The sequence below is a fragment of the Endozoicomonas ascidiicola genome (genome assembly GCF_001646945.1).
Lineage (GTDB): Bacteria > Pseudomonadota > Gammaproteobacteria > Pseudomonadales > Endozoicomonadaceae > Endozoicomonas > Endozoicomonas ascidiicola.
On sequence record NZ_LUTV01000003.1, the window covers coordinates 540,821 to 563,356 of the forward strand.

Below are 22,536 nucleotides of genomic sequence, written 5' to 3' on the forward strand. Positions count from 1 at the left end.
TCATAATATTCAGGCTTATGTTTGTTATAGCGTCAGTTCCAGTATAGAGATTGAAGACTGATTCCAGGATTATCCTGAATAACAGGGGTGTATACAAGATTGAGGCATACCCACTGGTTTTTCAATTACGACACATTATTGGAAACTGAAAGAGAACTTTAAGTCTATCTACCGGTTATTTATGAAAGGACATACCGATGCCTGAACACCTCCCGCCCATTCCCAAAGCGTTACTGACTGCTTTACGTACACGGTTCCCTTTGCGAAATCCACAGGTGACTGTCTCTGAACGGGAGTTGTGGATGGAAGTGGGCAAGCAGGATCTACTTGAGTTCCTTGAGTTTCACCTCCAAAAGCAACAGGACAATGTAATGAAGGATAGCCATGTGCTTCGCTAGTTCCCCCAAGATGCCAGAGACAAAGCCTCCGGCTCCGCCTCCGCCGCCTCCTGAAGAATCCGCAGCGAATGAACAGGGTGCAGCTTTGAATGAGGCCACCAAGCCTCGGAAGAAGTCAGCCAAGAGTAAATTACGGATTGATCTGAAAGATTCTGTTACTTCCAACCGTAGTAAGTTTTCCATTTATTCCAACAAGGCTCGCTGATGAGTCGGTTTATCCGGTTCGATGAATCGGAGTTGACCTATGTGACAGGCGAGCAGATGGAGCCTTATATCCTTAAGGGGATGGAGGAATATGAGCGACGACTGAAGTCTGAATACGGGGATGCCCTGTTGAGTCCTGAAGAAGCCACGGAGGTTACCCTTCGGGATCATCATATTGTGTTGATTAATGGTCAGTACCTGTTGGGTTATTCCATTGGCAGTGAGTTCTTCTCGAAAGCCCATGTGATTCAGGAGGAGTTTCTGATTCGGGTAGCACCAGGGGATGCCTCGCTGTGTGATGTACTGTGGATCTTCTCGTTACTGAAGCATCTTCACAAGGTTGACCACTGTTATGTAGGGACACGGGCAGCGCACAATCAAGCAGCTATCAGGCGGCTTTACAGTCGTTATGGTGGTAAAGAATTACTGACCATTATGAGGTTTTAATCGTGGGTGGAATTGTAAAAAGCGTTAAGAAAGCGTTTAAGAAAATCGGTAAAGCCGTAAAGAAAACCGTGGTGGGTTCGGTGTTTGGTATCGGGAAGAAAGACGAAGTGAAAATTCCTGAACCCACACCCACTGCACCAGAAGCTCCAACGCCAGAAGAACAAGTACAGGGCGGGGTGCAGAATGAAGACATTAGTCGTAAGAAAAAACGTGGACGTGGTGGCTTGCGTATTGATTTGAATACAGGTGGTTCGGGCAGTACCGGCCTGAATGTACCCAACGGCTAACTGATTGGAACTGAATACCAATCAAGGGACTGCCGCTAAAATTTATGCAAGGGCAGCGACGGAGAGAAAACCTTTTCTGGATCGGGCAAGGAAAGCCGCAGAGCTAACCATCCCAAGCCTGTTACCACCAGAAGCACACAGTGGTTCCTCCAACCTGCCAGTCCCTAATCAGAGCATCGGTGCCAGAGGTTTAAATAACCTTGCCGCCAAACTCAGCCTTGCCTTGATGCCGCCTAATAGTCCGTTCTTTCAATTTCAGGTGGATGATTACACCCTGAAGGAAATGACGCAGCAGGAGGGTATGAGAGCCGAAGTTGAAGAAGCGTTGGGCAGTATTGAACGGGCGGTGTACGGTGAAATCACGGCACACGCCATGGACGTAACGGTAGGAGAAGGACTGAAGCAACTGATTGTTGCCGGTAATGTTCTGCTCTACTTGCCACCAGAAGGGGGCATTAAGTCTTACCGGCTGGATCGTTATGTTGTCCGACGTGATCCGATGGGCAATGTGCTGGAAATCATTGTCCATGAATCTATCTCCCCGTTGTTACTGCCAGAATCTATCCGTGAGAAACATACTCAGTCACAGGCTGAGAAACCGGATCACCTTAAATCCAAGTCCGTTGACGTGTATACCCATGTGAAAAGGGGAGCCGATGGACAGTGGACGGTGTATCAGGAAGTGAAAGGGGAAAGGGTTCCTGGCAGTGAAGGGACATACCCGAAAGGGAAATCCCCGTGGATTGCCCTGCGCTTTACCAAGATTGATGGTGAAGATTATGGGCGGGGTTACATTGAAGAATACTACGGGGATCTTCATTCCGTTGATTGTCTGCAAAAAGCCATTGTGCAGGGTTCCCTGGCAGCGGCTCGGTTGCTGGTGTTTGTCAGTCCGAATGGACACACACAGGCTGAGGATGTAGCCAAGGCGGAGAACGGTGCAGTGGTAACGGGGAATGCCAGTGATGTGTCCTTACTGCAACTGGATAAATACGCCGATTTCCGTACTGCGAAAGAAACCTGGCAGGAAATTACCACACGATTGTCTTATGCCTTCCTGTTGAACTCGGTGGTGCAGCGTGGAGGTGAACGGGTAACGGCAGAAGAAATTCGTACCGTTGCCAGTGAGCTTGAAGATGGGCTTGGTGGTATCTATTCCATTCTCTCCAAAGAACTTCAGTTGCCTCTGGTGAACCGTGTGATGCATCAGTTGACTCGTACCAATCGGGTTCCGGCATTACCGGAAGGCGTGACTCCGACCATTACCACAGGGCTTGAAGCGTTAGGTCGTGGACACGATCTGCAACGGCTTGATGTGTTCCTTAGTGGGATGCTGCAAACCCTTGGGGCTGAAGCAGTAGCTTCCCGTTTGAATATCGGGGATTACATGAAGCGCAGAGGGACAGCACTGGGTATTGATATGACGGGACTGATTAAGTCTGAGGAGCAGATTGCTCAGGAGCAGCAACAGGCGCAGCAGGATCAGATGCAACAAATGATGCAACAGGTATCCGCACAGGGCGGTATGGATATGACCAAGGAAATTGTGAAAGCAGGAGCAAATAGCGATGAGTGAACCTACTCAGGAAGGGACTGTAGAGAAAACTGTGGCTCCCACCGCCACACCAAAAACCAAACCAAAAGCCAAGCCAAAGGCGAAACCAAAAGCCAAGACAGAAGCTACACCAAAAGCTGAACTGATTGTTCATCATCATTAATAAGAGAGCGTTATGGAAACACTGAATACAGGTAGTCAAACCACGGATACCACTCCGGCTCCTGAAGGCCACGATCAGGCCATGATGGATGCAGTGGATAAGAAGGAGCAGGAACTGGCTCAGATTGGTCAGGAGCAATCCGCTCCGGCAGAGACTCAAGAGCAGGAAAAGATTCTCGGTAAGTTTGAGTCTCAGGCGGATCTTGAGAAAGCCTATCAGGAACTTGAGAAGAAACTGGGTTCCCGTCAGGAGTCAGACGACGATGGTAAAACTGACGATAAAGCAGATGGTGAGATGGATGAAGACAAGGCTTCCGACCTTATCATCAAAGCTAACGTGGACGTTGATGCAATTGCTGACCATTTCTACGCTAATGGTGGTCTTGCTGATAGTCACTATGAAGAACTGGAAAAAGCCGGTATCCCCAAAGCCTATGTAGATCAGTATATTTCTGGTGTCCAGGCAGAAGGGGAGCAGATGCGGGAAGCGTTGTTTGAGGAAATTGGCGGTGAAGAATCCTTTACGGCTATGAGTTCCTGGGCAACAGTGAATCTCTCTGAGTCGGAACTGGCAGCGTATAATCAGACCATGGAAACTGGTGATCTGGACGCTGTTCGTTCGGCGGTTATGTCGCTGGCTTTTCGGTTTGAACGAGCCAATGGCAAAGATCCGCAGTTGATTGGTGGACAGGGTAAGAGTGCTGAAGGTCAGGGCTTTGAGTCTGTGGCGCAGTTGACCGAAGCCATGAAAGATCCACGGTATCAGAGTGATTCTGCGTATCGTGCCAATGTGGAAGCGAAGTTGGCTCGCTCCTCCATTCTGTAACCATGTGGGCGGCTCTGATTACCGGAGCCACTTCTTTATTCAGTAAGTGGTTTGATAACAAAGCACGTTTAAACGAAGCCAAGGTAAACAGAGATATTAAAAGTCTGGATGCCTCTACGGATTACGACACCACGGCACAGCAGAACATGAGACATACTCTGAAAGATGAGTATCTGATTGTCTTCCATACCTTTCCGATTTGGGGGTACGCCTTTCCGTCACTGGAAACGCCTCTGGATAAAGTATGGGAGAAGTTAGCGAGTGCGCCGGACTGGTGGTGGGTAATTTATATTGGCATGGTGATTGCCACTTTTGGCCTTCGTTTTATGGCTAACCGCTTGTTGTCTATTAAGAAGTTGGCTCAATAAACTTCGCAGTTTTTAATTACAACACATTATTGGAAAGAAGACTCTTTAAGAGACTCTTTAAGAATCTCTACAAGAAAAACGATAAGACCTTCTTTTCAATCTCTCCCTGTGTGTTTTCCATAACACGCCCTTCCTCCTTTCCGATGGTTTTCTCCCTCTTTTCATCGGGAAGGCTGGAAGGTTTTTTCTCGGATAATTGTCAGTACCCACCGACGTTTAAATCGTGGGTGCTTCCTAGCTTGGGAAGGGTAAATATTCAAGCCTGTCAAAAGACCCTCCACGCCTCTGACTTCGGTTAAGCGCACCCTGGAGGGTCACTCTTTAAACCGGCCTTTCAATCATTCCTTTGAACACGTCACAAGTCGCACAGGCAGCAACGCCGGTGACTCTGCAACAAAAGTCATAACGTCTGAACAACGGCCTTTCCGGTGTTACCTGCGGGTAAATCTGAAGGACAACCAGAGGGAAGCGTGAAGGCTGTCAGTTGCACAACGCTCAAGGCTATCGCCTAGGGCATCTCTGACATTCGTTCACAAGGAAATAATAACAACAATGGCTAACGCTATCGTTTCGCACCCAGGACAAGCTAATGCTTCGGGTGCTTTAGACAACCTGTTTCTCAAAGTGTATGCCGGTGAAGTACTGACTTCGTTTGAGAAGAAGCAGGTCACTATGGATAAACACCTTGTCCGTACTATTACCCACGGCAAGAGTGCTTCCTTCCCTGTAATGGGTCGTGCCAGTGCGTATTACCATACGCCAGGTGAAGAAATTCTTGGCGGTAAGATCAAGCATAACGAACGTATTCTGACCATTGATGATCTGCTGATCTCTCCTACGTTCATCGCTAACATCGAAGAAGCCAAGAACCATTACGATTACCGTTCTACTTACACCAGTGAACAGGGGAATGAACTGGCGAACTCGGCTGACCAGCATGTGCTTCAGACCGGTGTTCTGGCTGCTCGCTCTGCCAAGCTGATTGATGACGCTGACCAGTTCGGCGGAACCACTATCTATAACGTCGATCCGACGGATGGTGATTCTCTGGCGGAAGCGATGTTTAAGGCAGCACAGGTCATGGATGAGAAAGACGTACCTGAAGATCAGCGTACTCTGTTCGTTCGTCCTGAGCAGTTCTACGCTATGGCTCGTTCCACCAAAGTGCTGAATCGTGACTGGGGTGGTGAAGGTTCTTACGCTGGCGGTAATGTGATCCGTGTAGCGGGTATCACTATCGTGAAGACCAACAACCTGCCTAAAGGTGCGGTTGGTGCAGGAACCAAAGAAGCAGGAACCGGTGACAAGTATGCCGGTGACTTCAGTAATACCTGTGGTCTTATCATGCACCCTTCGGCTGTGGGTACGGTGAAGCTGTTGGATCTGGCTCTGGAAGATGAGTATCAGGTGTCCCGGCAGGGTACCCTGATGGTTGCCAAGTACGCTATGGGTCACGGGATTCTCCGTGGTGAAGCGGCGGTAGAACTTTCTACAGCTTCGGCTCCTTAATCCAGCGGTGATACAACACTCCAATCAGGGGGCTTAGAGATTATCTCTAGGCTCCCTTTTTTATCTCCCTTTTTTATCTCCCTTTTTATCTAAAGGAAAAACCATGCTGACAGTGACTACAGAACTGGATGCGATCAATACCATGTTATCCAACATTGGTGAGTCTCCTGTGAATACCGTGGAAGATAACGGTGTGGTAGACGCTGTGTTGGCAAGGCAGATTTTAACCTCCACCAGTATTGCAGTGCAGACACGGGGTTGGCATTTCAATACCGAATTGGGCTACCCATTAACACCTACGTTTCCTGAGAAAGAGATTCAACTACCGCCTAATTTACTGCGGGTGGATTCGGTAGGTGAACATCGCAGTATTGATGTGGTGCAACGGGGCAACCGCCTTTATGACCGGCGGAACCATACCTATCAATTTGACCATGGCTTTAAGGCGACGCTGGTTATTCTGTTGCCCTTTGATGATATGCCGGAGTCTGCCAGAGGGTATATCACCATTAAAGCTGCACGAACTTTTCAGGAACGGATTGTCGGGGCAGAAGAACAATCGTCGTTTAATGCCAAGGATGAAATGCGAGCCTTGCTGACTCTGCAAAACAGTGATCTGAAGAACGCCGATTACAACATTCTTTCTGATAATTTCACCACGGCAAATGCCCTTGACCGGAGGATCTGATGGGACTGATTTCAACCACGATCCCTAATATGGTGAACGGTGTCAGCCAGCAGCCTTACGCTTTACGCCTGGCTTCCCAATGTGAAGAACTGGTGAATGCTTACCCTTCGGTGGTGGAAGGACTACGGAAACGACAGGGTAGCCGTTACCTTGGGACACTCCCTGACTTAGCCAGTGATCCGTTTCTCCATGTGATTAACCGTGACTCCACGGAGAAGTATGTGGTTGCCATTGTGAACGGTGATCTCAAGGTATTCGATCTGGAAGGGAACGAGAAAACCGTGACCTTCCCTGACGGTAAGGCTTACCTGAACGCTGCATCGCCCATGAGTGATCTGCAATGTATGACGGTGGCTGACTATACCTTTGTGTTGAATAAGACCGTGATCGTAAGAGAGTCTGCCAGTCAGTCTCCGGTGCGGCCTTATGAAGCGTTGGTGTGGGTGAAGCAGGGTTCTTATGGAGCCAAGTATATTCTCAGGGTGGACGGTAAGAGTACCACCTACGTTGTGCCTAATGGTTCTGATGCGGCTCATGCGGATGATGTGACCACGGATTTTATTGCGGAGAAACTTCGTGCCGGTATTAAAGGTCAGTTAGGCGGTAGCTGGTACGTTTCAAGGCAAGGCTCAACCCTGCATATCAAACGGAACAGCGGGGCTTCGTTCAGCATCTCTACGGATGATTCCGTTGGGGATAACGGGCTTGATGTGCTGGTGCAGAAGACTCAGCGTTTCTCGGACTTACCGGCACGATCAGTCAATGGCTTTACCCTGGAGATCTCCGGCGATCAATCCTCCTCGTTTGATAATTATTATGTGACTTATAACACCGAGGGAACGGCGGACGGTGCAGGAGTCTGGAAGGAGTCTCTGAAAGGTGGCGAAGTGGTAGGGCTTGATGCCACCACTATGCCTCATGTGTTGATCCGAAATGCAGATGGAACTTTTACCTTTAAGGTAGCTGAGTGGGCTGACCGTAAAGTAGGGGATCTGGACTCGAACCCTTTACCTTCTTTTGTTGACCGGAAGATTAACGATGTGTTTTTCCACAGGAACCGATTGGGTTTTATCTCTGATGAAAATGTGGTGTTCAGTAAAGCGAGTGAGTTTTTTAATTTCTTTATCTCAACTGCTACTGCCTTGCTCGATGATGATCCTATTGATGTGGGGGTGAGCCATACCAAGGTATCTATTCTCCGCCATGCCATTCCGTTTAATGAAACCCTGTTGCTGTTCTCGGATAAGACACAGTTCCAACTGGGGGTGACGGATATTCTCACGCCGGAAACCATTAGTATTAACCAGACTACGGAGTATGAATGCTCCCTGAAAGCCAAGCCGGTAGGTGCAGGGCGGTTTGTGTATTTTGCTGTGAACCGTGGGGCTTATACCGGTATCCGTGAGTATTACGTGGATGGTGATACGGAGTCTACCGATGCTCAGGAGATTACTGGGCATGTGCCACGGTATATTCCTGGGGGTGCGCATAAGATCGCTGCCAGTAGTAATGAAGATGCCATTGTAGTGTTGACGGAACGGGAACCCAATGCCGTGTATCTCTACAAGTATTACTACAGTGGTGCGGAGAAGTTACAGTCGGCGTGGTCTAAGTGGGTATTTCCTGCCTGTGACCGGATTCTGGACTGTGAGTTTATTGAGTCGCAACTGGTGTTACTTACTGCCCGTGAAGGTCAGGTGCATATTGAGAAGATCAATCTGGAACCTGGGGCGATTGAAGAAGACTGGTCACTTCATGTTCACTTGGATGGTGTGGTCAGTGAAGCTCAGGTGACGACTCAGTTCAATGAAGGTGATCCGACACTGGAAGGGGATAACACCACCACCATTACCCTGCCTTATAAACACGACACAAGTAGCCAACCGTTGCAGTTAATCACGGCTCCTGGCGGGGACAGGACAGAAGGTGTGATTGAAGACACCTTTAATAGCACTGCCCGTATTGTCGGTGATACCACGGAGATTACCCTGAGTGGTGATTGGCGTAACCAGCCACTTTACCTTGGGATTCCCTATGAGTTCCGCTATCGGTTTTCCACACTGGTGATTAAAGAAGAAGCCGTGGGTGGTGGTGAAATGACCGTGGGTAAAGGGCGGATTCAACTGCGGAATATCTCTCTGCTTTATAACCGTACAGGTTACTTTCGGATTGAGGTAACTCCCTTCGGGCGGGATACCTACACCTATACCTACAGTGGTCGGGTGGTGGGTTCCGGTCATAATCAGGTGGGACGGGTTCCCATTGAAGAAGGGGACTTTACCTTTCCGGTGGCTTCCAAGAACGACACGGTGACGATGGAGATTGTCAACGATACCTACTTGCCCTGCTTCTTTCTGAGTGCGGAGTGGGAAGCCTTTTATTCCATTCGATCTCAGAGAATCTAGTGATTAAGGAGAAGCGTGTGCTGACCGTAAGAGAAGCAACAGAAGATGATGCGGTCAGCCTTGCGCCACGGTTACGGTACGCTGATCTGACGGAGATTTATGCGGTGAGAGGCCGTGACGCCTGTACCGTGGAAGCTCTGCTGGTGGGGGTGAACTCCCCTGGTGGGTGTTATGTGGCGGTGGATGAAGACGATGTGCCACAGATTATCCTGGGGACTTACCCTTCCGGTGATCCGATGGTGGGTTATATCTGGATGATGGGGTCGGAGGCTCTGGTGAAGTACCGGACTCAGCTTTTTAAAGAGACTCATGGGCTGCTCCACAAGATCGGCTCAAAGTATCCGGTGCTGACCAATATGGTTCACAGCGATAACAAGGTGCATATCCGGTGGATTCAGTGGGCGGGGTTTGTGATTCTCAGGGAGGTTTATTTTAACGGGCATCGGTTCTATGAATTTGCACGACTGATGACTCATGCACAGATTAAAAGGAATCAAGAATGTGTGATCCGGTAAGTATTGCCGTGGCTTCTATGGCAATGGCAGGGGGATCGGCGATTGCCAGTCACCAGGCGCAGAGCAATCAGGCCAAGGTGCAGGATGCTTTGTATGAACAGAACAAGGTGAACAGTTATGCCTCTATGCGTAATCAGTACCTTGGGATTCAGAACCGGCAATCTCAGGAAATGGAAGCGGCATCTCAGCAGGTGCAACAGCGTACCCTGCAAGCCATGGAAGATCAGGCCACTGCCAATGTAGCGGCAGGAGAAGCGGGGGTTTCCGGTTTCTCGGTGGAGCGAGTGCTGCAAGATATGGGAGCCAGTGCCAGCCGTGATATTTCCACCATTGAACAGAATCGTGACTGGACGATGAGCCAGCTTACGGAAGAAGCCAAAGGCATTGCCACACAAACCCAAAGCCGGATTAACGGTGTATCGCAAGGTGTGAAACCAAGCCCGTGGGCGACAGCGTTTCAGCTCGGCGGTGCAGCGGTGAACAGTTACGGCCTGAAGAATCAACTGGAGAGTTAAACGAGCATGGACAACGTGACGGGGCTGCGGCCTGTGGGTTCTCCTGATAATACGCTGACCCGAAAGCGAGGTCGGAAAGTGGTACAGAACCGTGGAAGTAATGAACGGCTGCGGCCTTCTGCTTCGCCGGTGGATACTTTTATTGCATCGGGTAAGGCTCCTGATGTGTCGTCTAACCTGTTGCAACTTTCGGAAGCCCTGAAATCGGTGAATCCGATGTTGGGCAAGTACGCACTGGCGCAGAAAGCAGAACAGCAGGACGCTCAGGCAAGTCTTGAAAAAGAGCAGATGCAGAAGCTGAGGTACTACACCGAACTCTTTATGAAAGATAAGGAGTCGGGTGCGGTGAATCAGGCACAGGTGAAAGAGCTTCTGCCTGAGTTAGTACCGGCGGTGGCTGCGAGGGTGGCTCAGGCTACTGGTGAGAAAGAATCGAAGACGTGGCTCAGTGGTCGTATTCAAGCCATTCTGGAAAACGACGAGTTACGTTTAGATTCTCAGGCAAGGGACTCAGAGATTCAGGCAATCCGTTCTGAAGCTCTGGAACAGATTGGTGAGAATGAGTTTTACGGTGCAGGGTTTCTGAACCAGATGGATCGTTCCCTGAATGAGTTTTCGTCTACCTGGATGCGGGAGACTGCGGCGTATCAGGAAGATTTGCAGAAAGAATCATTAGCCAGTCATGTACTGGACACTCTAAGGAACGATGGTGATTTAGTACAGAAGGATCAGGAATGGCAGGACTCATCATCCCTGAACCACGCTGAACGTAACGAAGTTATTATCAATGCAGTCGTAGGTGAAGCGATCAGTACGCTGGATCATACCTTACTGGATAAAATTCCTGACCGCTTTTTGAATGCCACCAGTAAAACAGAAATCGCCAAGGCTAAGATGGATATTAACAATGGCCTTTATACCCAGTATGTGCAGCAGGAACGACTCAAGACGGACAGCTACAAGGCTTCTGTGCGTGAAGGTAAAGTGTCTGTGCTGGATCTGGCGGCTCAGGGTCAGCCTGTTAATCCTCTGGATTTCCGTGGGCAACCGGAGGTGTATCAGTTCGCTACGCAACTGGCGAATCAACCCACGGTGAATCCGGTAGCGAGCCAGGGGAAGGCTCGGCGGTTACGTTCCGGTTTGATGATGGGAGCGACTAACGGGGATTTTGCCGGTGCCATGGGTGGTGAGTTTGCCCTTCAGCTTTTTAACGATGAAATGTCGGAAGGCACATTGATTGAACTGGTGAGTTCGGCAGAAGGGATTAATCCGGCGGATAAGGTGCAGTTGATTAAAGAGATCCCTGTGTTGATGGAAGGGGTGAACTTTGTTCGTGATCCTGATTTCAATACCTACTTTGAAGACAATGTGGGTGGTGATGCCAAGGTGTATGCAGGATCGGCGATGGGTGGCTTACTGAGTCAGGCCGGTTATAACGTGATGGGTGAAACCCGCAAGGCGTATAACACGTCTATCCGTCAATCGGTGATGCAGTACATTGAAGATAAGGGTGAGATCCCACGGAACCGTCTTGAGATTATGGATAAAGCTCTGGATGCGGCGAAGCAACGGCTGACCACGATTCAGAAGACAGCGGTGGAACTGGCTAAGGATGAGTTCGGGAAGATTACGCCTAATCAATCTCAAGCCAATCAACCACAACCCAAGCAACCTCAAACACCTTTTGATGCCAGTGGGAATTTGATTCTGCCCAATGGTCAGACGATTAAGGTAATGGAGAAATAAAACAACGATGCCCGTTTATCAGGTAGGGGAGAGAGAATACGAACTCCCCGATGGGCTGAGTCAGGAAGATACCGGATACGCTTTACAGCAGTTGTATCTGAGAGATAACACTGACGATCAGCCTCAGACTACTCAAACAGCAACTCAAACAGTAACTCCACAAAACCCTCAAACATTCCCCTCCCCGAAAGCGAGCATTGATCCTGACACCCTTGCCCTTGATACCGACTGGCTGATGGCTACCCGTACTGTTCATAAGATGAATGAAGGACAGGACTGGCAAGGTTCGGATGCGGAGCTGGCGGAGTACGGTCTGGATTATATGGGGTGGTTTAATTACAACCTACCCAAAATGGCTTATGAAGCGAATCAGCTACGGGCTGCACCACAGGAACAGAAGGAAGCCTTTCTCTATTTGATGGATTCCTACGACAACCTTGATATGTCGTGGGGTGGTGTTGGACGATTCTTTAAAGGCGTTGCCAGTGATCCAACAACTTATGTGGGACTGGCTTCGTTAGGGATTGGCACAGCAGCGGCGCAGGGAACCAAGACTGCGACCAAGCAAGGACTGAAGGCTCTGTTAAAGCAGGGCATGAGAACCGGAATTATTGCCGGTGTGGAAGGTTCGATTTATGCCGGTACGGATAATCTGATCCGCCAGAACATTGAAGTGGACGCTGGTCGTAAAGACGAAGTGGATAACCTTGAACTGGCAGCAGTGACAACCGTAGGTGGGCTTGCAGGTTTTGCCGGTGGAACGGTATTGGATGCAGCTTCTAATAAAGTGCAGAGCCTGTTCCGTGGTAAGAGCAACGCTGCCAGTGAAGCGGTAGATGAAGCCGGTGGCGAAACCCTGACTGCCATTGCGGAACGGATGAAAGAGTCACAGCCAGAAACCGGCAGTGATGTAGCTGCTCGCACCAGTGCTGCTCAGGCGGATGAAGCTGGCAGTGAAGTAAGCGGCGAAGTGTTAAGCAATGTCTCGCTGGATGATTTGAATGTGCCGGAGTTACAGACTCCCATTCCGTTTGAATCGGTATCGCTGGAAGATCAAACCGCTATTGCCCGTAACATTGCTGATGAACTGAAAGAGTTGGATACGGTGCAGGTGGAATCGGTAATGGATGACCTGATTAACCATAAGTTTACCGTGAAGGAAGCCAACCGGTTCAAGACTGCAACATTACAGGCAAGGGATGAAGTGGCAAGGGAAGCCTATGAACTGGCGGAACGGATTAAAGCTGCACCGAACCGTGACCAACAGGCAGAACTGTTTGGCGAGTTTGAAACTGTGTATGCCCGTATGGGTAGCCTGATGAAGATGGACGAAGCGTTATCGTCAGACTCTGGTCAGGTATTAGGTAGACGGAAAGGTCGGCTGGATTTGAAATCGGTGGACTTGGATGACCCTGAGAGTTTTATCCGCTTGATGGAGCAGACGGAACAGAAGGTGGAAGTGGATGCCGTTCGGCGGGAGTACGCTGAGAAGATTCAAACCGCAGAAGATGACGGTGACTGGGCAGAAGCGGCACGACTGAAAGTGATGCGGGGGTTGGAGACTGAAGATGAACTGACCAAGATTCTCACTGACCCGAACAAGGGATTGCCGGAGAGCAAGATCAAACGGGGCTTGATGAAGTTCAATGAAATGGCCATCTCCAATGTGTTCTCGGCGACTACCGTATTAATCAACCTGGTGCCTTCGGGGATTAAGACGGTGGTGCGTCCTGCTATGGATGCGTTTTTGTCTGACCCGTTAGAGGAAGCCACAAGACGACAGATGGTGGCAACCTATTCTGCCATGGGATCTTCTGTTCGCAGTGCAGCTAAAGCGGCGGTGGCGGCGTTTAAGTATGAACAGTCGGTGTTGACCCGTGAATCAGGCCGTTTGATGGAAGGTGAATTGGCTATTGGGGGCAACAAAGTGTCTGGCAAGATTGCCGGTTCGATTCGCTTTCTGCCTCGTATCCTGAATGCTTCGGATGAGTTTTTGGGGCAGATCAGTTATCAGGGTTTTATTGCCAGTGAAAGTGCGGCCTATGCCTTTAAGGAAGGGACACGGAAGGGCCTGACAGGTAGACGACTGGACAGTTTTATTCGCCAGCATATTGAGGCGGAACTGAAGAATGCCTACGGCGGACTGGACAGTGAAGAAGCTCTGCGAACGGTGATTAATAAAGGCCGGAACCTTGGCTATAAAGGGGAACGACTGGCGCAGTACGTGAAGACGGAAGTGGGTAAAAGCGGTGAAGCTCTGCGACACGGTAAGGATGAAGTAGCGTTAAACCATGTGCGGGACTTGCTGTATAAGCGAGCCTTCAGTGGTAAGGGGGCTGCATCTTCTATGGCGAAACGCTATGAGCAGTTCGTGGCGGAACAGCCGTGGATGCGTGTGGTCGGACAGTTGTTCTTCAGGACTCCGGTGCGGGTGTTTGAAGAAGGTATCCGCTTGACCCCTGGTGTACAGATTCTGGCTCCTAACTTTATGGCGGATCTTGCGGGTAAGAATGGTAAACGGGCGCAGGTGAAAGCCAGAGGTGAAGCACTGACTTCGTTTGCCATTAGTGGAATGATTATGCAGGAGTACGCCAAGGGAAATATTACCGGCGATGGTGCTTATGACCACTGGAAGCAACAGCGAGCCAGAACCGATAGTGACCTGCCGGAACCCTATACCCTGAAGGATGAGGACGGGAATACCTGGAGTTACCGAAACTTTGACCCCTTTGCGACTCCGGCAAAGATTATCGTCAATGCCCTTGAACGGTTTGATGATTTAGCGACCCGTGAGAAGCAGGGTGAGTTTATTGCCAAGAAAGAAAAGGATAAGGCTCTGGCGGCTGTGACCGTAGGGACTATGGCGATTGCTACCTCTATTCGGGATGCGAACTTAATGGCGGGTGTGGCGGAAGGGTTGAAGCTGATGGAGTACGTGGCGAACCCTGAAGATAACGAACGGGGTGGCCTGAAGTTTGTTGCCAGTAAGTTACGGATGCTGGTGCCTAATACCCTCCATAAGATTGCCAAGACCAATGACCCGACGCTGGATGACCCTGCTACTTTCTGGCAGATGGTGGAGAGCCAGGTGTTGTTTGGTGGCAGCGGTGGGACTGTTCAGAAGCAAGGCTCCAAGTCTTACGATGTGTTGGGCAATGTACGGCAGTTGAATGATACCGGTGCGTTGTGGAATATCTTCTCGGACTCCACACCCGAAGAACGGGGGAAGGGACGCTCTGAAGCACAACTGAGGGTTCTCCGTGGGCTGGATCGGTTATCGAAACAGACGGGGATGACCTTTGCCATGCCGAATAAACATCGGCTGTTGCCTGGTGCTGACTTACGGGAACGGATGACCGGTGATGGGGATGAGACTCTTTATGATCGGTGGGTGCGGTATTACCGTGAGTTCCCTGTGACGGAACAGTTGGATGCGGTGATTGGTGCAGGGATGCCGGTGGGAACCAAAAGTATTAATGCTTCGACGGTGACGTTGGTGAATCAGATTCTCAGTAAATCCAGAGATGCAGCGTTTAGCCGGTTACTGGCGGAAGAAGCTCAGGTGATGCAAGGCTTTATTGACGGGAAGATTCGGGAAGCTGAAGTTAAATCAGGCTTTTGGGATCAGTGATGTTCAGGGAATCTGTTCGGGTTCCCTCCCTTCTTTTTCATTTCTCTTTTTAAAACAATTCTAATAAAGGTGATTTGCTATGGCTCTGTCCAGAGTCCAATACGAACAGCTTGTGACAGGGAATAAAAACTTTTCTGTGACCATGCCTTACATTTCTAAAGACGATATTAAGGTTTCCGTTGCTGGTGAACCGGTGACGTACAGTTGGTTGAACCCTCAGACGGTACAGCTAACGGCGGCTCCTGATGTGGGGCAGATTATTGACGTGCAGCGGGAAACGGAACGGACAAAACTGCTGGTGGACTTTCAGGATGCTTCGACCATTACCGAGACTCAGTTGGATTTGGCTACCCGTCAGGCGGTGTATCTGGCGCAGGAAGCGTTTGACCTGACCAACTCCACTATGGCGGTGGCGAATGATGGTTCTTATTCGGCTTCTAATCGGCGGATCTCGGTGTTGGGTGAACCGGATTCGGACGATGATGCGGCGACTGCGGGGTGGGTGAAAGGACAGTTTAACTCTGGCTATGATGCCCATGAAGAACGGGTGTTGGCTGAACAGGCTGCGGGTAGTGCAGGACTGTCTGAAAGTAGTGCTGCGGATTCTGAGAGTAATGCGGCGACTTCGGAGAGTAGGGCTAAGACTTCGGAAACGAATGCGGCGGTTTCTGAGAGTAATGCGAAAACTTCTGAGATTAATGCGGGGCAGTTGGCGGACACTGCTGCGAATCACGAAGCCAATGCTCAGGCTTATGCTGCCAGTATTAACTTACCGTTGGCTCCTGGGAATGATGGGAAGGTGTTAATTACTGACGGGACTAACTGGATATTCAGTAGTATGACGCTGGCTTCTCTGGTTCAGCGATTGACTGACCTTGAAAGTAAGACTGCCAATATATCGATATCGGGTTCAACTACGTTGTTCTCTGGTGAAATTCAGGCGGCGGATTTGAGTATCGGGAATTGATATGGCTTTACAAGAGAATGGACGTTTAGCGTTTTCGGATATTGTGGGGGAGTTTGGCGGGGAGGCTCCTCATAAACTGTCTGAGTATTACGGGAAAGGTGGTGTGGCAGAGAGTGGTGTTTTGAGGATTAGTGATTTTTATGGGAAGAGTGCCTTCTCTCCAACACATACATTCTTATTCACCAGAGGGACAGGTCAATATTTTAAAAATAATGTGGGGCATGACAGATTAGGTAATATCATAAATGGTTCACAAATGAACCCGAGTTATTTAAATGGGATATTGGTGGACGTTATTACAACAAATTTGGATAACACTTCTGGTGCTATTAGCTTCTATACAGCAAGAAATAGTCCAAGCGTTAATAATAAAAGACTATTAATTAAAGAAAACGGTAAAGAACCTTTCTATACAGATAGGATTCAATTTGGTTATGAATCTATCCTCCATAACATTAATAATGTGAAATCAGTTCAACTAGCAAACATTATTAAAGCGAACGTAAATACAACGATCAATTTGGAAATGTTTTTAGTGGACTAGAAAAATACCATGCAAGAAAAACTCTCACCTTTAGAAGCACTGGTGGGAATGACCACAACCGGTTTATTAATCGGTCTCGGTCAAATCTTAGGCTCCAACGAGAAGATCACTCCCCGCTTGATTATTGGACGGGCAATGTCCTCTACCGGTTTATCGCTGGTGGCTGGATTGATGCTGATTCAATTACCGAACCTTGGGTTAATCCCCTTGATCGGCTTATCGGCTTTGATTGCCTCGTTGGGAACCAGTGCGCTTGAACGCTTATTACAACATTACCTTGGAATTAAAAAATAATAAAGAACCATGAGTAAAACCATAGATATTCTTGAGCAGCTACACGGCGAAGTGGCGAAGCAGTTGCTTAAACGTATCCAGTCTGGCGGTGCCAAGGCTGCGGATTTTGGTCAGGCCATTAACTTTCTGAAGAATAACGGGATTGACGCTGAGGCTACTGACGGTTCTGCTTTAGGAGAACTTAGTGGCCAGCTGGCGGAAGTGCTTCCGTTTACTGGAACTGACTGCGACGAATCGTGAAGGCATTACCACAGGAGTCCCCGTTGCGGGACTTCAGGAATGTCCTTTATATCATTTGGGACTACCTCTGGAAATCAGGAGCGATCTCGGCTCCCAAGCCTGACCCTACTGAGATTCAATACGACATTGCCCATTACCTGCAACACGGCGACAGACGTAAGGTTATTGAAGCCTTTCGGGGGATTGGTAAGTCGTGGATTACTGCCGCCTATGTGTGCTGGCGGCTGCTGCTTAACCCGAACCTGAACTTTCTGGTGGTGTCTGCCTCGAAGGATCGTTCTGACCAGTTCACTATTTTTACCAAACGACTGATCCATGATATTCCGTTGTTCCAGCATTTGAGGCCAAAGGAAGGGCAGCGGAACTCGAACATTGCTTTTGATGTGGCTCCGGCGGGGATCTCTCATTCGCCTTCGGTGAAGTCGGTGGGAATTACCGGACAACTTACCGGAAGCAGGGCGGATGAGATTATTGCGGATGATGTGGAGTCTCTGAATAACTCTCTGACTCAAACCATGCGGGATCAACTGGCGGAACGGATCAAGGAGTTTGATGCGATCATTAAGCCTGGGGGTAAGATTACTTTTCTTGGGACTCCGCAAACAGAAATGTCCATCTATAACCAGATGCCCGACCGTGGGTATGAGGTGAGGATCTGGCCTTCCCGTATTCCGAAAGACGTTGATCGTTATAAAGGAATGCTTGCTCCGTTTATTGTGAACCTGATGGAGAAGGGTACAGCGGTTCGGACGGTGACAGACCCTCAGCGTTTCACCGATGAAGACTTACTGGAACGGGAAGCCTCTTACGGACGCTCAGGGTTTGCCCTTCAGTTCATGCTGGATACGTCTTTGAGTGATGCGGAGAAGTATCCGTTGAAACTTGAGGATCTGATGGTGATGCCATTGGATACCCGTATGGCTCCCGTTAAGTTGGTGTGGTCTTCTGGCTTTGAGCATGTGGTGAATGATGTGCCGTGTGTGGGGATGAATACCGACAAGTTCTATAAGCCCATGTGGGTTGCTTCGGATATGGCGGAGTATACCGGTTCGGTGATGTTTATTGACCCTGCCGGTCGGGGTAAGGATGAGACAGCCTTTGCTGTGGTGAAGATGCTTAACGGGTTTCTGTTTTTAGTGGACGTTGGTGGCTTACACGGCGGGTATAACGATACCAATCTGAAAGCATTGGCTTCTATTGCGGCGACCCATAAGGTGAATGACTGCATCGTTGAGAGTAACTTCGGTGACGGTATGTTTACTGAGTTACTGAAGCCTGTGATGTTTAGGATTCACCCTTGCCGGATTGAAGAAGTGCGGGTGAATATTCAGAAGGAACGACGGATTATTGATACCCTGGAACCTGTGATGAATCAACATCGGTTGGTGGTGGATAAGCAGTTGATCCGTAAAGATCATGAGTCTGCCAGTGATCCTAAGTATTCTCTGTTTTATCAACTGACTCGTATCACTAAGGATAAAGGTGCGTTGACTCACGATGATAGGCTGGATGCTCTTGCGGGAGCCGTGGCTTATTGGGTGGAGCAGATGGGCAGGGATACGGAGAAGGCTGCCAGTGACCATCGGGAGAAGTTGATGAAGATGGAGTTGGATAAGTTTGTTAAGGCGGCTGGTGGGAGTGTTAGAAGGAGTAGGGGGTGGTGTAATTGGTAATGATGCTGAGACTTCCGTAGAATCGTTCTGAAGGGTTTTCTATTCGATATGGCGTAGTATGTCATTGGGGATGGTTAGACTCTCAGGGATGATCTATGGAGGTCTGAGAGTATGTGGCTGTTGAAGGTTATGGGAGAGGCAGCTTATGTGTTGATCGCTCTCCTTCTGACGGTGCTGACGTTTGTGGATAAGGACAGTCAGCGGTGGCGGTTTAAACCTTCACGTGATAAAGAAGCCTATCTGATTCCTGTAGCACTATGGTCGGTGTATTGGATGCCGGTACTTCTGGATGCTCTTTAAGCCTTGCTATCAGTGGCTCTGCAATTACGACACATTATTGGAAAGAGAAACACTTTCTGAAGCCTCCTAAAAGTGATCTGCTCAGGTAAAACTATCTGAACGCTTTTATCGTCAGGCTGCTTAACTTTATGCTTCAGGCCGGTAGGTAGGGATTATCCCTGCTGAGGAACCTGACAGTGATCGGTGGAGAGGTGATGGCACTCTATCGGATCAGGCGACAGGGGATTCTCCTGGTGTTAAGCGGAATGGCGAAGCCAACCTAAAGTGAAACTACTAGGTAAACCTGTATTGGTTTATCTCTATAAGAGTTTCTTTTGGTTTTATCTTCTGTTGATGATTATTAATAATTATCCTTAAAAGAATAAAAACTTATAGATAAACTTTAAGAGTAACTACCAGTCAAACTTGTGGATGAATCTTTAGGTTTATCTGGTAGCTAGTCTTAAAGTATTACCGACAGTGTTTCTAACTTGGTTGATAATAATCATGGGCAGTGAATCTTGTGGTTATGTTTTGGATAGTCTCGAAGATGGTCTTAAGGTTTGTCTTGAAGATTTGAGTCGGAAATAAAATTACAGAAAATTGTGAGAGGTCTACTAGCGTAGTGCCTTCCGCTTTTCCCCCAGGTGGGTCGGTCTATCTGCTGGTGAATTTCGATGGTGCCGTGGGTATGGTTTGGCTATTCACCACAAGATACGCCACAAGTTATCTCTAAGTGATTGATTTGTAATGGTGTGAATGGCTTGTGGTATCCGTTTGCATTGATTGGGTTATGGTTTGGCTGGTGGTTGTGCTTATAGATGGGCTTAAAGTTTCCTGTCTTGGTTCTTGTTGTAGTGTTTAAATTTTTTATTCATTTCGATAAACATGGAAATAAACCTGAAGATCCACCACAACCTAAACCGCTAGATTCTCCCAAAGATTAAACACCGCTATTTTTTTTCTTCTAATGTTTGACTTATGGTATTCGGTAAGTAATAGTATGACTTATGGTATAGTTAAGAATAACAAGACAGGGACGCAGACACATGAAGAACAAACCGAGCAGAAGTCTAAACATTAAAGGCAACAAAGAATGGGAAGAGTTTCTTTCTTGTCTCGATTTATCTATAGAAGATCTCCAGCAATTAGATGGAATTGATCCCGTTGATATCGAGCTAGGCTCCTTTATGAAACGTAATGGTAAGGTTTATTTGTTGGCTAATGTTTCAGAAATAGCTTATCTAAATAAACCATGGTTATCAGACTATGATTTTTATGTTCCTGCCTCTGCACTATCTGGTGTACTGATAAAAATGTCCGCCTGTAAAGATTACTATCAGATATTTTCCTATAACACTGAAGATAACCAAGACGTTTAAACTAAACAGGGAGCTAAACCTAATGAACGCTAATAAAAAACTTGTTCTGATTTTTTGCAAGTCTCACGACTGGGGAAACTATAGCTACTTCGACGGGGAGACACTGGTAGTTATTACCGTGGATAAAGTCGAAAGGTTTTCTACTGTTAATGATCTTTTACAATGGGCTGGCTATTAGTTCATATTAAAGTTTGACTTTAACTATACGATAAGTCATAGTATTACAAAGTGAATAATAACTAAGAGGAACACAAAATGGACTTATATACATTACCCAACTTTAGAGCAATCAAGATTAAATTTGTATCTTGCACTAATCATAGAGGCGCCAGAGTAAAACTCACCGATGACTATGTGACAGAAAAAAAGCAATCGGTTTATCTCTCCTATGACTACGCAGTAGGTGACGTTTTCCAGCAAGCTATCAATTACCTTATAGAACGTGGTTTCAAGGTAGCAGGGAGAGCCACCACGGAAAAGGAATATATTGCACTGGTGGACCACTGGGGAGATGACTATAAAACCCTGAAGTAATCTTTTAGATCTTCAGCTATGCCAAAAGGCAATCTATACCGATGTTGTTTTATCAGGAGTCATTACTAACCGTAGTGGCTCCGAGTAAACCAGCAAGATAAACCAAAAGAGAGGATATAAGAAAATGAGAAAGCCAAACCCTTTAACACCTGATGACCTGGACACGGTTATCACTGAATTAGAAATAGGCGATGAATTTATTTCTCTTTCAGGCACTCGCTACAAGTACGTAGGTTTAAAAACTGAAACCACTAAACACCTTACTTCAACTCATCCTAGCGGGTGGAGTTTTAAAACTGAATCAGTAGAGATTTTTTGCACTGATGCAAGGGTAAAGAAAGTTTAACCATTAACTAAACAGGGAGAGCAATAAATGGAAATCATCGGCACTTACACAGTAGAAGCGACTTATGGAAGCGGCAAAACACCTTGCGAGGTTTTTGTAGCTGAAGATGATTCTGGGAATTACTGGTACTGCGTAGATGGTGGGCGGGTAGTTAATTGTACGACCACCGAATTAACTGAAGGTGTGGACATTGAAGAATTACAGGATATTGATTGCTTCACCTGGAGCAGTCCAATAGCTACCGAGAGAGAACTAGCAGAAGCCTGTGAAGAATAAATAAAGGTTTATCAGTAGGTATTCCTTTGAGTGCCTACGAGTAAACCAACAGGAAGAAAACCAAAAGAGAGGATGCACTATGCACGCTACAACTCCATTTAAAAAGACTGAAGCATTTGAAGTAATTAAATCAATGCGAATCGGTGAGACTCCTACCGAGTTAGAACTGGATCGGCTTTATCTGTTTTTCGCTCCAACTGCGACTAGAACTAATATGACTGGTGAACAGTGGGTAGCTAAAGCAGTCGCTAAAAATGATGTTCGATTTTATCTGAATTATGTCCATGTGAAAGAAGGCGCTATGTATGCTTCAGACGGTCATAGACTGCGCTGGATCAAAACAGATAAAGAAAATGGCTTTTACTGTCCAAAGACATTAGAACCAGTGGATCTCGATGCGAAATTTCCAGAGGTTGAACGGATTATCAACAATAACTGGGGATCTGAAGGTGTTGAGCATGAAGAAATTAATGTTCAACCAACTGAAGACACTGGCAGTAAAAAATCAATATGGCGGTATGACTTCTTAACTAACGGTACTGGCTCCTGTCTCCAAAAGAATTACATGGACTCGGCACTATCTCGAAAGACTCCTTTTACATTCACTGTGAAAAACGACGGTACTGGTGTTTACGGTGAATATAGCGACGGTGCGAAGTTCATCGTTATGGGTATGAGAGTTTGAAGTTATTTCACCAATGGGCATTCGTTTGAGTGTCCATGAGTGAAGTAACCAAAAGCCAAC

General features: G+C 47.9%; 26 protein-coding genes. All 26 read left to right on the top strand.

Annotated features, from left to right (window positions below; genetic code table 11):
• Window positions 1-197 precede the first annotated feature (197 nt).
• The 26 genes from AKL11_RS09875 (at window position 198) to AKL11_RS09990 (ending at window position 22,476) form a co-directional block, all read left to right on the top strand.
• Entirely contained in the window at window positions 198-398 is a 201-nt protein-coding gene (locus AKL11_RS09875) for a hypothetical protein (protein ID WP_067516889.1), read from the top strand.
• On the top strand, window positions 385-603 hold the full coding sequence (locus AKL11_RS09880; protein ID WP_172807264.1) for a hypothetical protein: 219 nt from the start codon (window positions 385-387) through the stop codon (window positions 601-603). Before AKL11_RS09875 ends, AKL11_RS09880 begins: the two co-directional genes overlap by 14 nt.
• Window positions 603-1,049 (top strand): hypothetical protein, encoded by a 447-nt coding sequence (locus AKL11_RS09885; protein WP_067516893.1) that lies wholly within the window; start codon window positions 603-605, stop codon window positions 1,047-1,049. Before AKL11_RS09880 ends, AKL11_RS09885 begins: the two co-directional genes overlap by 1 nt.
• Window positions 1,050-1,051: 2 nt before the next feature.
• Window positions 1,052-1,336 (top strand): hypothetical protein, encoded by a 285-nt coding sequence (locus AKL11_RS09890; protein ID WP_067516895.1) that lies wholly within the window; start codon window positions 1,052-1,054, stop codon window positions 1,334-1,336.
• A 4-nt stretch (window positions 1,337-1,340) separates the two neighbouring features.
• Window positions 1,341-2,912, top strand: a complete 1,572-nt coding sequence (locus AKL11_RS09895; RefSeq protein ID WP_216636783.1) for a portal protein — start codon at window positions 1,341-1,343, stop codon at window positions 2,910-2,912.
• The gene (locus tag AKL11_RS25120; RefSeq protein ID WP_157673495.1) at window positions 2,905-3,054 is read left to right on the top strand and encodes a hypothetical protein; all 150 of its coding nucleotides are present in this window, start codon (window positions 2,905-2,907) and stop codon (window positions 3,052-3,054) included. Before AKL11_RS09895 ends, AKL11_RS25120 begins: the two co-directional genes overlap by 8 nt.
• Window positions 3,055-3,066: 12 nt before the next feature.
• Entirely contained in the window at window positions 3,067-3,879 is an 813-nt protein-coding gene (locus AKL11_RS09900; protein ID WP_067516897.1) for a capsid assembly protein, read from the top strand.
• 2 nt (window positions 3,880-3,881) lie between these two features.
• Window positions 3,882-4,247 (top strand): hypothetical protein, encoded by a 366-nt coding sequence (locus tag AKL11_RS09905; RefSeq protein WP_067516899.1) that lies wholly within the window; start codon window positions 3,882-3,884, stop codon window positions 4,245-4,247.
• 552 nt (window positions 4,248-4,799) lie between these two features.
• Window positions 4,800-5,756 (top strand): major capsid protein, encoded by a 957-nt coding sequence (locus AKL11_RS09910; RefSeq protein ID WP_067516902.1) that lies wholly within the window; start codon window positions 4,800-4,802, stop codon window positions 5,754-5,756.
• Between the two features lie 103 nt (window positions 5,757-5,859).
• Window positions 5,860-6,444: a phage tail tubular protein A gene (locus AKL11_RS09915; protein ID WP_067516904.1), complete on the top strand. Its 585-nt coding sequence runs from the start codon at window positions 5,860-5,862 to the stop codon at window positions 6,442-6,444.
• Window positions 6,444-8,849 carry a phage nozzle protein gene (locus AKL11_RS09920; protein WP_067516906.1) on the top strand — a complete coding sequence of 802 codons (2,406 nt, stop codon included), beginning with the start codon at window positions 6,444-6,446 and terminating at the stop codon, window positions 8,847-8,849. The genes AKL11_RS09915 and AKL11_RS09920 overlap by 1 nt, the downstream gene beginning before the upstream one ends.
• 17 nt (window positions 8,850-8,866) lie before the next feature.
• Window positions 8,867-9,364, top strand: coding sequence for a hypothetical protein (locus AKL11_RS09925; RefSeq protein WP_157673496.1), 498 nt, complete (start codon window positions 8,867-8,869; stop codon window positions 9,362-9,364).
• Window positions 9,349-9,879 carry a virion core protein, T7 gp14 family gene (locus AKL11_RS09930; RefSeq protein WP_067516908.1) on the top strand — a complete coding sequence of 177 codons (531 nt, stop codon included), beginning with the start codon at window positions 9,349-9,351 and terminating at the stop codon, window positions 9,877-9,879. Before AKL11_RS09925 ends, AKL11_RS09930 begins: the two co-directional genes overlap by 16 nt.
• A gap of 6 nt (window positions 9,880-9,885) precedes the next feature.
• Window positions 9,886-11,625 (top strand): hypothetical protein, encoded by a 1,740-nt coding sequence (locus tag AKL11_RS09935; protein WP_067516911.1) that lies wholly within the window; start codon window positions 9,886-9,888, stop codon window positions 11,623-11,625.
• Window positions 11,626-11,632: 7 nt separating this feature from the next.
• The gene (locus AKL11_RS09940) at window positions 11,633-15,256 is read left to right on the top strand and encodes a hypothetical protein (protein ID WP_067516913.1); all 3,624 of its coding nucleotides are present in this window, start codon (window positions 11,633-11,635) and stop codon (window positions 15,254-15,256) included.
• A gap of 79 nt (window positions 15,257-15,335) precedes the next feature.
• Complete coding sequence (locus AKL11_RS09945) at window positions 15,336-16,223, top strand: phage tail fiber domain-containing protein (RefSeq protein ID WP_067516915.1); 888 nt, start codon at window positions 15,336-15,338, stop codon at window positions 16,221-16,223.
• Window position 16,224: 1 nt separating this feature from the next.
• Window positions 16,225-16,767, top strand: a complete 543-nt coding sequence (locus AKL11_RS09950) for a hypothetical protein (protein WP_067516917.1) — start codon at window positions 16,225-16,227, stop codon at window positions 16,765-16,767.
• Between the two features lie 9 nt (window positions 16,768-16,776).
• Complete coding sequence (locus tag AKL11_RS09955; protein WP_067516919.1) at window positions 16,777-17,061, top strand: phage holin family protein; 285 nt, start codon at window positions 16,777-16,779, stop codon at window positions 17,059-17,061.
• Window positions 17,062-17,070: 9 nt separating this feature from the next.
• Window positions 17,071-17,301 carry a DNA packaging protein gene (locus AKL11_RS09960; protein ID WP_067516921.1) on the top strand — a complete coding sequence of 77 codons (231 nt, stop codon included), beginning with the start codon at window positions 17,071-17,073 and terminating at the stop codon, window positions 17,299-17,301.
• Window positions 17,302-17,324: 23 nt separating this feature from the next.
• Window positions 17,325-18,974 (top strand): phage terminase large subunit, encoded by a 1,650-nt coding sequence (terL, locus tag AKL11_RS09965; RefSeq protein WP_216636784.1) that lies wholly within the window; start codon window positions 17,325-17,327, stop codon window positions 18,972-18,974.
• Between the two features lie 111 nt (window positions 18,975-19,085).
• On the top strand, window positions 19,086-19,274 hold the full coding sequence (locus AKL11_RS09970; RefSeq protein ID WP_067516925.1) for a hypothetical protein: 189 nt from the start codon (window positions 19,086-19,088) through the stop codon (window positions 19,272-19,274).
• A gap of 1,028 nt (window positions 19,275-20,302) precedes the next feature.
• A complete protein-coding gene (locus AKL11_RS09975) occupies window positions 20,303-20,635 on the top strand; it encodes a hypothetical protein (RefSeq protein WP_067516927.1) in 333 nt (110 codons plus the stop codon).
• Window positions 20,636-20,890: 255 nt separating this feature from the next.
• A complete protein-coding gene (locus tag AKL11_RS09980) occupies window positions 20,891-21,169 on the top strand; it encodes a hypothetical protein (RefSeq protein WP_067516929.1) in 279 nt (92 codons plus the stop codon).
• Between the two features lie 124 nt (window positions 21,170-21,293).
• The gene (locus AKL11_RS25125) at window positions 21,294-21,515 is read left to right on the top strand and encodes a hypothetical protein (protein WP_157673497.1); all 222 of its coding nucleotides are present in this window, start codon (window positions 21,294-21,296) and stop codon (window positions 21,513-21,515) included.
• Between the two features lie 27 nt (window positions 21,516-21,542).
• Entirely contained in the window at window positions 21,543-21,791 is a 249-nt protein-coding gene (locus AKL11_RS09985) for a hypothetical protein (protein WP_067516931.1), read from the top strand.
• Between the two features lie 79 nt (window positions 21,792-21,870).
• The gene (locus tag AKL11_RS09990) at window positions 21,871-22,476 is read left to right on the top strand and encodes a hypothetical protein (protein WP_067516933.1); all 606 of its coding nucleotides are present in this window, start codon (window positions 21,871-21,873) and stop codon (window positions 22,474-22,476) included.
• The last annotated feature ends 60 nt before the right edge of the window (window positions 22,477-22,536 follow it).

Bases quoted from the DNA above. Each gene is read 5' to 3' on its own strand.
- AKL11_RS09875 (WP_067516889.1), top strand. From the start codon at position 198: ATGCCTGAACACCTCCCGCCCATTCCCAAAGCGTTACTGACTGCTTTA.
- AKL11_RS09880 (WP_172807264.1), top strand. From the start codon at position 385: ATGTGCTTCGCTAGTTCCCCCAAGATGCCAGAGACAAAGCCTCCGGCT.
- AKL11_RS09885 (WP_067516893.1), top strand. From the start codon at position 603: ATGAGTCGGTTTATCCGGTTCGATGAATCGGAGTTGACCTATGTGACA.
- AKL11_RS25120 (WP_157673495.1), top strand. From the start codon at position 2,905: ATGAGTGAACCTACTCAGGAAGGGACTGTAGAGAAAACTGTGGCTCCC.
- AKL11_RS09900 (WP_067516897.1), top strand. From the start codon at position 3,067: ATGGAAACACTGAATACAGGTAGTCAAACCACGGATACCACTCCGGCT.
- AKL11_RS09905 (WP_067516899.1), top strand. From the start codon at position 3,882: ATGTGGGCGGCTCTGATTACCGGAGCCACTTCTTTATTCAGTAAGTGG.
- AKL11_RS09910 (WP_067516902.1), top strand. From the start codon at position 4,800: ATGGCTAACGCTATCGTTTCGCACCCAGGACAAGCTAATGCTTCGGGT.
- AKL11_RS09915 (WP_067516904.1), top strand. From the start codon at position 5,860: ATGCTGACAGTGACTACAGAACTGGATGCGATCAATACCATGTTATCC.
- AKL11_RS09920 (WP_067516906.1), top strand. From the start codon at position 6,444: ATGGGACTGATTTCAACCACGATCCCTAATATGGTGAACGGTGTCAGC.
- AKL11_RS09930 (WP_067516908.1), top strand. From the start codon at position 9,349: ATGTGTGATCCGGTAAGTATTGCCGTGGCTTCTATGGCAATGGCAGGG.
- AKL11_RS09935 (WP_067516911.1), top strand. From the start codon at position 9,886: ATGGACAACGTGACGGGGCTGCGGCCTGTGGGTTCTCCTGATAATACG.
- AKL11_RS09940 (WP_067516913.1), top strand. From the start codon at position 11,633: ATGCCCGTTTATCAGGTAGGGGAGAGAGAATACGAACTCCCCGATGGG.
- AKL11_RS09945 (WP_067516915.1), top strand. From the start codon at position 15,336: ATGGCTCTGTCCAGAGTCCAATACGAACAGCTTGTGACAGGGAATAAA.
- AKL11_RS09950 (WP_067516917.1), top strand. From the start codon at position 16,225: ATGGCTTTACAAGAGAATGGACGTTTAGCGTTTTCGGATATTGTGGGG.
- AKL11_RS09955 (WP_067516919.1), top strand. From the start codon at position 16,777: ATGCAAGAAAAACTCTCACCTTTAGAAGCACTGGTGGGAATGACCACA.
- AKL11_RS09960 (WP_067516921.1), top strand. From the start codon at position 17,071: ATGAGTAAAACCATAGATATTCTTGAGCAGCTACACGGCGAAGTGGCG.
- AKL11_RS09970 (WP_067516925.1), top strand. From the start codon at position 19,086: ATGTGGCTGTTGAAGGTTATGGGAGAGGCAGCTTATGTGTTGATCGCT.
- AKL11_RS09975 (WP_067516927.1), top strand. From the start codon at position 20,303: ATGAAGAACAAACCGAGCAGAAGTCTAAACATTAAAGGCAACAAAGAA.
- AKL11_RS09980 (WP_067516929.1), top strand. From the start codon at position 20,891: ATGGACTTATATACATTACCCAACTTTAGAGCAATCAAGATTAAATTT.
- AKL11_RS25125 (WP_157673497.1), top strand. From the start codon at position 21,294: ATGAGAAAGCCAAACCCTTTAACACCTGATGACCTGGACACGGTTATC.
- AKL11_RS09985 (WP_067516931.1), top strand. From the start codon at position 21,543: ATGGAAATCATCGGCACTTACACAGTAGAAGCGACTTATGGAAGCGGC.
- AKL11_RS09990 (WP_067516933.1), top strand. From the start codon at position 21,871: ATGCACGCTACAACTCCATTTAAAAAGACTGAAGCATTTGAAGTAATT.